Source organism: Flavobacterium sp., assembly GCF_027531705.1.
In the GTDB taxonomy this organism is placed as follows: Bacteria; Bacteroidota; Bacteroidia; order Flavobacteriales; family Flavobacteriaceae; genus Flavobacterium.
On sequence record NZ_JAPZSP010000016.1, the window covers coordinates 1 to 2,461 of the forward strand.

Consider the following 2,461-nt stretch of genomic DNA (forward strand, 5'->3'; position numbering starts at 1 on the left):
GTTGCGTAAGGAATGTTGGTAACTTTTTTAAAAACCGAAGGGAATTTTTAAAAAAAGTTATCAATGTTCCGATTACAAATCCGTATTTTTGAATTAATTAATAACCTAAAAATGGTCAACGTATTTTAGGACATGACAAAACTATGTGTCAATGAAATTCTGGATTTTATCACTTTTTATATCATTCCAATTATTTTCTCAAACTAGAGAAGAATGTATTAAGATAACTGAAAATTATGGTCTAAATTATACTAAACCAGAATTTTCAAATGATTATGTTGAGAAAGTACTCAACCCAACTTTAACTAAAATTCAAAATATAGTTTGTGAGAAAAAGGATAGTGAACTTCTTGAAAAATTTTTGGAAATGATTATGAAGTCTTCTGGTTCAGCAAATGAATATCCTGCTGATATTTTGGGTAATATTTTTATCTGTAATCAGGAAATTGTAGAAAATCAACTAAAAGTAAAATATAAAAACAAATTAATTTTTGACTATTTAGAATTAGGATTTTTAAACATAACTATGCACTGGCCTTTTGATGACAAGCATGCTCAATTACAGAAACGAATGTATCAGTTGATAAAATAACTGCCTACAACAGCAGTTACAAGAAATTGCTAGGCATGGGATTTATCAGAAATGATAATTGTTGAATCAAAGTTTTGTCTATATTTGTAATTGTCAGTGAATGAAGTACGCAACTTCTTGTAGCTGCCAAACGTTGTACGCAAGTCGACGCGAAATCTAAAAAAATCATGATTTACAGATAATTACAATATTACTTTTAAAATATATTGAATTCAAAATCTACAAAAAGTTGAGCTTCTACTCTATAGAAAATTACGCAATCAAAACTGAAAAACAAAACGCAGAAATGAAAATGGAAATGGAAAATTGTTTCGCAAAAATATTGTAGAAAAACTTTGTCAAAAATTGAATTCTAAAAAGTTCAGTTTTGAAATTCACATTTACGTTAGCTTGGCACAAGTGCGGATGAAAAATCCGCACACGATGCCAAATCAGACGTTTTCTGAATGCCAACGCTATTAGCACTTTTGGTTTCGCCTATTTTTAGGTTTTCTATGTTTATAAAAGACATTTTTTTCTACTTAAAAGATAAAAACAACAGTTGAAAAACCTAAAAATAAAACAAAACCAAAAAAGCTAATTTTCCCAACGCGCCTATCGTGCCGTAGAAACCGAATAAAAAATGGAAAGAAAAAAAGAAACTAAACGAAGTAGAAAAATGAAACGTGAAAATTTTAATTGATAAAACGACCTGCGTACAACAGCTGTTTCTAGCAATGGCTAGGCATGGGATTTATTTATAAAACTTCTGTGGAAATCTTTTTTCTTACAAAACAACTTTCGTTTTCAAATATTCGGTATATTTGTTGTTGTCAGTGAGCAAATTACGCCACTGCCAGAAGCAGCAAAACGTTAGCAGAAATTTTTTGAAAAATCGAAATCGAATGAATATTATCAGAGAAATAAAACAATTTTTTGAAAGGCGAAAAGCACTTAAAGAAGTCTACGACGATTTGAAAAACTTAAATGAAGTAAAACTTGAACAAAGAATAAAAGTTTTTAATGAAATCGTTACGCCAAGATTGGCTGAAATAGGGCTTAAAAATTGGAATGGCAAATATATTTGGTTCAGTGATTTTAATGAGGAAGGAGTTAAACACGTTGTTGAATATAATGTTTTTAAATATTTTGGTGGCTCTTTTTCATTTGGCAACTGTTATAATTTTATTCCAACAATTTCAGGACGCAAGTTAATATTTCATAAAACTGATAAATCAACTAAAATAATATATTATAAAAAATCCGAAGGTTGGCAAAAAAGTGATGATGAAGATTCTCCAATTAATATTGATCATATTAGTACAGTAAATGAGGAAAAATTTCATAAAAGTCTTAATGAAGTACTTGATAGAAATTTGCCGAAATTTGAAAAGTGGTTTGAACAAAATGAATCTATTGAACAAAATATAAAAAGTTTATTAAAAGATGTTGAGCACGAAAAAAAAGAATTTATTCGTAGAATTATATCATTTGATTATATATTATATTTTTTGTATCGTCAGAAAGGAAATAAAAATGAAGCAGAGAAACATTTTAAACAACACATAAAAAGAAACTTAAATAGTCCAGAAGAAATTGAACTTTTAAAAGAAAAAAATTAAAACTTCTGCTAACAGCAGTTACAAGAAATTGCTAGGCTTGGGATTTATCAGAAATGGTAATTGTTGAATCAAAGTTTTGATTATATTTGTAATTGTCAGTGAATGAAGTACGCAACTTCTTGTAGCTGCAAAACGTTGGCAGACAGTTTCAAGAAGCAGAAAACTAATAAAATATAATTTAAATAAAAGTTATGAAAAATATAATCAAAATTTTAACAGTATTTTTAATAGTTAGTTGTACACAAAATGATGATAAACAACTAAATGA

General features: G+C 28.0%; 3 protein-coding genes. 2 read left to right on the forward strand and 1 reads right to left on the reverse strand.

Going from position 1 to position 2,461, the window contains the following annotated elements:
• Positions 1-151: 151 nt before the first annotated feature.
• On the forward strand, positions 152-592 hold the full coding sequence (locus O9267_RS05340; RefSeq protein ID WP_298176896.1) for a hypothetical protein: 441 nt from the start codon (positions 152-154) through the stop codon (positions 590-592).
• Between the two features lie 385 nt (positions 593-977).
• Here O9267_RS05340 and O9267_RS05345 read toward each other — a convergent pair whose 3' ends face one another.
• Positions 978-1,103, reverse strand: a complete 126-nt coding sequence (locus O9267_RS05345) for a hypothetical protein (RefSeq protein WP_298176898.1) — start codon at positions 1,101-1,103, stop codon at positions 978-980.
• A 373-nt stretch (positions 1,104-1,476) separates the two neighbouring features.
• Here O9267_RS05345 and O9267_RS05350 point away from each other — a divergent pair, with 373 nt between their 5' ends.
• Positions 1,477-2,193, forward strand: coding sequence for a hypothetical protein (locus O9267_RS05350; RefSeq protein ID WP_298176900.1), 717 nt, complete (start codon positions 1,477-1,479; stop codon positions 2,191-2,193).
• Positions 2,194-2,461: the final 268 nt, after the last annotated feature.

Excerpts from the sequence above, each read along its gene's own strand:
- O9267_RS05345 (WP_298176898.1), bottom strand. The coding sequence starts at position 1,103 with ATGTCTTTTATAAACATAGAAAACCTAAAAATAGGCGAAACCAAAAGT.
- O9267_RS05340 (WP_298176896.1), top strand. The coding sequence starts at position 152 with ATGAAATTCTGGATTTTATCACTTTTTATATCATTCCAATTATTTTCT.
- O9267_RS05350 (WP_298176900.1), top strand. The coding sequence starts at position 1,477 with ATGAATATTATCAGAGAAATAAAACAATTTTTTGAAAGGCGAAAAGCA.